General features: G+C 26.3%; 8 protein-coding genes. 7 read left to right on the top strand and 1 reads right to left on the bottom strand.

The genetic code is table 11. The annotated features are described in order from the left end of the window. Positions 1–49 precede the first annotated feature (49 nt). Complete coding sequence (locus TICRE_RS09010; protein WP_075727274.1) at positions 50–346, bottom strand: transposase; 297 nt, start codon at positions 344–346, stop codon at positions 50–52. A gap of 97 nt (positions 347–443) precedes the next feature. Between TICRE_RS09010 and TICRE_RS09005 the strand changes: the two genes are divergently transcribed. From TICRE_RS09005 to TICRE_RS08975, 7 genes are all read left to right on the top strand, one after another. Beyond that, the gene (locus TICRE_RS09005) at positions 444–977 is read left to right on the top strand and encodes a geobacillin-26 family protein (RefSeq protein WP_269843986.1); all 534 of its coding nucleotides are present in this window, start codon (positions 444–446) and stop codon (positions 975–977) included. 60 nt (positions 978–1037) lie between these two features. Beyond that, positions 1038–1370 (top strand): hypothetical protein, encoded by a 333-nt coding sequence (locus TICRE_RS09000; protein ID WP_075727282.1) that lies wholly within the window; start codon positions 1038–1040, stop codon positions 1368–1370. A gap of 629 nt (positions 1371–1999) precedes the next feature. Next, positions 2000–2653: a hypothetical protein gene (locus TICRE_RS13675; protein ID WP_233120181.1), complete on the top strand. Its 654-nt coding sequence runs from the start codon at positions 2000–2002 to the stop codon at positions 2651–2653. A 451-nt stretch (positions 2654–3104) separates the two neighbouring features. Then, the gene (locus TICRE_RS13670; protein ID WP_233120180.1) at positions 3105–3554 is read left to right on the top strand and encodes a hypothetical protein; all 450 of its coding nucleotides are present in this window, start codon (positions 3105–3107) and stop codon (positions 3552–3554) included. Positions 3555–3868: 314 nt separating this feature from the next. Then, on the top strand, positions 3869–4705 hold the full coding sequence (locus tag TICRE_RS08990) for a hypothetical protein (RefSeq protein WP_075727280.1): 837 nt from the start codon (positions 3869–3871) through the stop codon (positions 4703–4705). Between the two features lie 648 nt (positions 4706–5353). Next, entirely contained in the window at positions 5354–6010 is a 657-nt protein-coding gene (locus tag TICRE_RS08980; RefSeq protein ID WP_075727276.1) for a hypothetical protein, read from the top strand. A 73-nt stretch (positions 6011–6083) separates the two neighbouring features. Then, positions 6084–6380: a transposase gene (locus tag TICRE_RS08975; protein WP_075727274.1), complete on the top strand. Its 297-nt coding sequence runs from the start codon at positions 6084–6086 to the stop codon at positions 6378–6380. The last annotated feature ends 49 nt before the right edge of the window (positions 6381–6429 follow it).

Genomic DNA, 6429 nt, shown 5'->3' with positions numbered 1-6429 from the left:
ATTTGACGTTTCTTTCTAGCTTTATCAAGCTCAATGTAGATAGCTTCAGTTAGTCTTCGTTGAGTATGCCTATAGCCTTTTTTAGAATATCAAGTGCATCTTCCTTGTCACGAAGCTCCTTTTTTAGCCTAGCTATTTCTTTCTCTGCATCAGAGGAATAGTTACCAGAACCTCTGTGTTCTACAATTCCACCGTTAGACTTAGCACTTTGAATCCAGTTATTTAGGCTGGATGGGCTGATTTTTAAATCATCTGCTGCATCTTTCATAGATTTGCCAGATGAATAATAGTAATTCACGGCATCGTGCTTGAATTCTTCACTATATTGTTTCTTTCTCTTTTCCATAATAAATTCGCTCCTTTTCTGATAGTTTTATTATATCAGATATAGAATCTATTATGTTTGGGATGTCCGATTTCTATACTATCACTAAGGCAATTTAATCACTTTAACAACTAATGATAAAATAAATAACAATTTGATAATACAAAAGTGGGATGAAACTGACAAAAATGGTACATTTTCTGAAGAGATAATAAATATAAGTGAGTATATTGAAAAAGTTGACCAACAAAACAATGATATCTCTACCTATGCTATGACTGTAGGGAGTCAAAATACAAGTAAAGGTGGTTATAGCTATAAATATTATAGCTATGATAAACGATCTTATAATTGGGAAGTTAAGACACCAAAAACAAGTTATTATAACTTTCCAGAAGCTCATAGAAAGCAAAGTGATATTAATGGATTTAAAAGTGCTGTTGATAGCATTGTTCGCTCAGAACGGTTAGGAGGAGCGGCAGTAGGGGTATCGTTAATGACCGCTGGAGTTAATCTTTTATATGCTAGTGGAGTAGGAGCAGCCTTAGCTCTCGTTGGCGGGGTAGGAGCAGCTGCAACAGCTATTATTAGTATTGACTCTCATTCAAAAGACGCTAATTATTATAATACTAGGTTGAGAAATAATAGTTAGTAAACGTAATTGATTAACAAGTTTTTTAAAAGCAAAATTTATTTTTTTAGGAGACAATTAATGAAAAAAACAATTTTAAATTTAATATTGTTTATAAATATTTTTTTTATTTCTTATTTTTTTTATGATGGAAATATACGAGATACATTAAATTTTTATACCTTTATAGGTTTATTTAATTTAATTATAATAGGATATACATTATCTGCAAATACTGATATCAAATTTGTAAATTTATTTATTTATTCAACATTATCAATTTTTTTAGGTATAATATACAATATCTATACTATGTCTGAATTCAATACAGATTTTAAAATCATAGACTTAGTTATTTATTATTTAATTATGATAGTAATGATTTTAACTCCATATTCATACATTAAAAAGTAATTTCATAAACATAAGTAAGAAAATCTTTAAAATAATAAATTATTTTTATTAAATAAATTCAGTTTCATTAATGATTTAACAATACAGAATATATACTATGTATTGTTAAATCATTTTTTTAAATATCCACCTCAAATTACCGCTCAGACCAAAAAAAGACCACTTAAACCAAAACCTAACAATTATCAAATTTTATGTGTTATATTTATTATAAAAAAAGAAAAAAGAAATTAAAGTAATAAATAAAATTAATAAACTTAAAGAAGGAAAAGAATATTAAGAGGAGTTTTAATTTTCAGTTTTGAAAGATACAGTTAAAATAGTGGGTTTTAGATTATTTACTTATGTTTAATTTGCCATTTTCTTGACACAAGAACACTATTAAAATATAATTAAAAACAATTAAAAAGAAATTATAATCAAGAATCAAAGTAAATTAGGTAAATTAAACAATTTTATTAGCATTGAAATTTTTTCTAGATTTATAAAACTGGGAAAGAACACTCGTGATTTTAATCATGAGATGCATTTCTGAATTTGTTGTAATTTAATATAAATACTTCAAGAACAAATGTTTAACGACTGTTAAATAGGGTAGAATAAAGGTAGAACAATAGGAGGTGAATTATTTGGCTAAGAAAAGTAAAACACCAAGCTATGTATTAACTCTACCATTAAAACTTGAGCCCTTTCAAATGGATATAATAGATAAAAGACTTGAAATAGCAAGAAAAATATATAATTCAGTTTTAGGATTAGCTCTAAAGCGATATCACCTTATGCTTGAAAGTAAAGAATATAGAAAAAATAAAACTAAACTAAAAAACATCAATAAAGAATACTACGCAGCTAAACTAAAAAAAGATAAAAAAGAAATAGATAAAGTTAGAAAAAAATTATACAAAGATAGAGATGATATATACTCAAAATATGGACTTACAAATTATTCACTTTACGAAGATGTTAAACCTATGTATAAACACTTTAAAGATAATATAGGAAGTCTACAATCTCAAGCTATAGCAGATAGAGTATATAAAGCTGTAAAAGAGATATTAGATGGAAATAATGTTTACTTTAAAAAAAGGGAGCAAGTGGATTCTATTGAAAATAAAACAAACACATCTTGCCTTATATACATAAAAGAAACCAACAGGATAAAATGGCAAGACTTAGAGATCGAAGTAGAAATAAATAAAAATGATATCTATGCACAAATAGCTCTAAAAGATAGAATAAAATTCATTAGGATAGTTAGAAGGTCTATAAGAGGAAAAAAATAAGTACTATGTTCAGATAATACTTGAAGGAATTCCTCCATCTAAGATAGATAAAAAAACAGGACAATTCAAAAGAAAGCTAATCATAGGAGACGTAGGACTAGACATAGGAACTCAAACTATAGCTATAGTAAGCAAACTAGATGTAAAGCTACTTGAACTGTGTCCCGAAGTAAATAATATAGAAAGAGAAAAGAGAATACTTCAAAGAAAACTAGATAGACAAAGAAGAGAGAATAATCCTAATAACTATAATGAAGATGGAACTATTAAAAAAGGTATAAGGATAGACGGAAAGTTAAACAAACTAGAATGGAATAACTCTAAAAAATATTTAAAAACAAAAAATCAGCTAAGAGAACTCCAAAGAAAACAACGAGCTATAAGAAAACTCTCTCATGAAAAACTTGCTAATTTAATAATAAGTTTAGGAGATAGAATATTAGTTGAAGATATGAGTTTTAAAGCTCTTCAAGCTAGAGCTAAAAAAACTACTACAAATGAAAAAACAGGTAAAATAAATAAAAAGAAAAGATTTGGTAAAAGCTTAGCAAATAAAGCACCGAGTATGCTACTTGAAATAATAGAGAGAAAACTAAAATATAGAAACAAAGAATTATTAAAGATAAATACACACAAAGTAAAAGCTAGTCAATATAATCACTTTAAAGATAACTACACTAAAAAGGAATTAAAAGATAGGTGGAGTGTTGATTTAAATATTCAAAGAGACTTATATAGTGCATTTTTGATTAAAAATGTAGATGATACATTAGAAAATATAGATAGAGAACTATGCTTTAAGAGATATGATAACTTTAAAACACTACACGACAAAGAAATAGAAAAACTTAAAGAGTTAAAGAAAGATGGAAAAAGATTAATAAGTAGTATGGGAATATAAAAGTAAAGAAACAAAAAATAAAGATAAATAAACAATGGTTTTGAATCGAGCCATAAAGCTATCGTAAATATAATTCATTAGAATAAGTATTGATAGTGAAAGTCTTATCGAAATAGATGAGTCCCTATATGTTGTAATGTCGGTATTGGTACTGATATGAGAGTGTAGGGGAAGTTTAATTAGATAAGAACCCTGTCACTTCAGTGATGGGAGATTCAGATTGTACTGTATGATAATCCATGGTCTTTTGTTATATATTTAATTAAATTCTATGGAATTCTTAACTCATTAGAAGATTAGCAGGAGGTTAGGGTATGAATTATTTTAAATTAGATATAAAGAGATTGTTGTCAAGTAAAATGGTCCGACTAACAATATTGATTTTGTTAGCAATTTCAATTTTAGATCCACTTACAGTATTGAACCATTTTTCCCGAGATCCTAATATGATGAAAGAAATTGGAAAGAATCCATTTCAATTTTGGATGTTAATGAATTCAGTTAGTTGGGGAAATAATTTATACAATACTATGTTTTGGATTTTTCCAGTATTATTGACTGGTCTAATATACTTTGATGATAAAAATACTTCAATGTACATGCTTCAGGTAACTAGAGACAGTAAAAATAAGTATATTATGTCAAAATTACTTTCTACTTGGTTATTTTCATTTATTGTAATGTTAGTAGCATTAGAAATAAATATTATTGTAACATATAAATTGTTTTCTGAAAATATGATGTTATCAGAACATTACCATCGAATCGCACCTAATAAAGGAACCTTTGTATATAATGCCTTTTCTTCCAATCCTATGAAGATGGTTCAAATATATACTGTTTTAAATGCTTTCGCAATATCTATATTTTCAGTGTTTTCCATTTGTATTCATATGATATTTAAACTTACCAATAGATATATAGCTCTTTTAATGCCAGTGATAATTCTATATGGAATTAGATTTATATTTGATTCTCTTCCTATGCTTTTTATATATAATATTAGAATGATTCTTCAACCCAGGGCGACTAGTGCGTTAGAATTTATAATTACCTGGAAAAGCGTAATATTAACTTTTGGAGTATGGATATTAGTTAATTGTATATTAACTTTATTTATATTTGTTAAATCAAGGGATTGTTATGAATAGAATAATTAAAAATAATAAATTTTTAATACTATTTTTAATTTATTTATTAGGGACATCTATATTTTTTTTGATAATTAATTCTCTGGGATATGATTGGTTTAATCACTGGTTTTTTGATAAATTTTTTGTATTTCAATTTGTTTCAGTTGTAATTGTTGGATTAGCTCTTCAAGATAGGTTCTATAATGCTTTAACTTATATAAGAATAGGAAATAGAAGAAAGATACTTAAAAATCAGCTATTAAGATATTATGAACAAGGATTTATTTATTTGAATATAATGTTTATTTTTATTATTTTAGGTGGGCTATTAACTAGGTCATTTTCAGATAGTATAGATTTACTTTATATTGTCCAATGGTATATCCATTACTTATTAGGAATCATTTTATTAATAAATTTGATTTTATGCTTAAAATGGTCCAATAACTCCATTCTAAGTAAATATAGTGAATTTTTAGTCTTTTTGTTTCTTTATATGGAAATCTTTTTGATAGTAAAATATTTAAAGATAATATTTAATATAAATATTAATATATTCTTTTCGTGGATATTCTATGGAGGATTAAAAAGTTATTTTGTTATATTGTTTTTAATTATTATAACTACATTAATATGTGTTAAATTAAGTGATAGGAGAGATTTCCTATGATAAAGGTTTTTAAAAATATAAAACCATATTATATAGCTATTATAATTGATATTGTCATTAGCTATGTATTTTTAAGAATGATGGGATATGAAAATATAAATATAATGTATCAAACTATTTTCGGTGGGACTCCCTTATATATAGCTATGCTAAAAGGACTATTTATTATGAACTTATCGTTGCTACAGCTTATAAATATTGATTATATAACCTTTTTTATTGATAACTCAGATAGTCTATCAATCCGATATGGAAGTAGAGATAATTTTTTAAAAGCTCTTTTGAAGGGAAACTTTGTGATAACTGGAGTTTTTATAATATTGATTTATATAATTTGGTTACCAATGGAGATTGTATTTAATTCTAATGTAGGATTTAATCCAATTAATATTGAAATGCTTATAATGATTGGGAGAGTATATTTGTTTTGTATAATAATAGTTTTACTTCAAATACTTTTATTACTAAAGACTACAAAAGTTAATACATATATGATCCTTACATCTATATCTATAATTTTAGCTTTCATGAGCTATTATAGCTTTAAATTAGGTGTTTTACCTCAATTGCACAGTGGATATAGCAATTGGATAAATATAATCATTAATATATTGTTCATTATATTCTTAATAATTATTATAGTGATAGTATAGAAATCGGACATCCCAAACATAATAGATTCTATATCTGATATAATAAAACTATCAGAAAAGGAGCGAATTTATTATGGAAAAGAGAAAGAAACAATATAGTGAAGAATTCAAGCACGATGCCGTGAATTACTATTATTCATCTGGCAAATCTATGAAAGATGCAGCAGATGATTTAAAAATCAGCCCATCCAGCCTAAATAACTGGATTCAAAGTGCTAAGTCTAACGGTGGAATTGTAGAACACAGAGGTTCTGGTAACTATTCCTCTGATGCAGAGAAAGAAATAGCTAGGCTAAAAAAGGAGCTTCGTGACAAGGAAGATGCACTTGATATTCTAAAAAAGGCTATAGGCATACTCAACGAAGACTAACTGAAGCTATCTACATTGAGCTTGATAAAGCTAGAAAGAAACGTCAAAT

This window comes from Tissierella creatinophila DSM 6911, from assembly GCF_001940565.1.
In the GTDB taxonomy this organism is placed as follows: domain Bacteria; phylum Bacillota; class Clostridia; order Tissierellales; family Tissierellaceae; genus Tissierella_A; species Tissierella_A creatinophila.
This window is presented reverse-complemented; position numbering and strand designations above follow the sequence as displayed.

Excerpts from the sequence above, each read along its gene's own strand:
- TICRE_RS08980 (WP_075727276.1), top strand. The coding sequence starts at position 5,354 with ATGATAAAGGTTTTTAAAAATATAAAACCATATTATATAGCTATTATA.
- TICRE_RS08990 (WP_075727280.1), top strand. The coding sequence starts at position 3,869 with ATGAATTATTTTAAATTAGATATAAAGAGATTGTTGTCAAGTAAAATG.
- TICRE_RS09000 (WP_075727282.1), top strand. The coding sequence starts at position 1,038 with ATGAAAAAAACAATTTTAAATTTAATATTGTTTATAAATATTTTTTTT.
- TICRE_RS13670 (WP_233120180.1), top strand. The coding sequence starts at position 3,105 with ATGAGTTTTAAAGCTCTTCAAGCTAGAGCTAAAAAAACTACTACAAAT.
- TICRE_RS08975 (WP_075727274.1), top strand. The coding sequence starts at position 6,084 with ATGGAAAAGAGAAAGAAACAATATAGTGAAGAATTCAAGCACGATGCC.
- TICRE_RS09010 (WP_075727274.1), bottom strand. The coding sequence starts at position 346 with ATGGAAAAGAGAAAGAAACAATATAGTGAAGAATTCAAGCACGATGCC.